Source organism: Profundicola chukchiensis (assembly GCF_029664245.1).
GTDB lineage: Bacteria > Bacteroidota > Bacteroidia > Flavobacteriales > Weeksellaceae > Profundicola > Profundicola chukchiensis.
Map to the genome: position 1 here is coordinate 1 of NZ_JANAIE010000077.1, position 220 is coordinate 220.

1 pseudogene is annotated in these 220 nt (G+C 67.3%); it reads left to right on the forward strand.

Features of this window, described 5'->3' with window-relative positions:
- Positions 1-220: pseudogene (locus NLM59_RS11730) on the forward strand (hypothetical protein); the annotation flags it as partial.

Genomic DNA, 220 nt, shown 5'->3' on the forward strand with positions numbered 1-220 from the left:
GACCACGCTTTTGCGCACCGTCGCCGGGTTACAGCCGCCCCTGAGCGGTGAGGTCGGACTTGACCGCGAGGCGATGGCTTATGCCGCCCATGCCGATGGGATCAAGGCGACGCTGACGGTGGCGGAGAACCTGAGCTTCTGGGCGCAGGTGTTCGGCACCGGTGACATAACCCCGGCGATCGACGGTTTTGCCCTCGACGAGCTGCGCAACCGCCCGGCG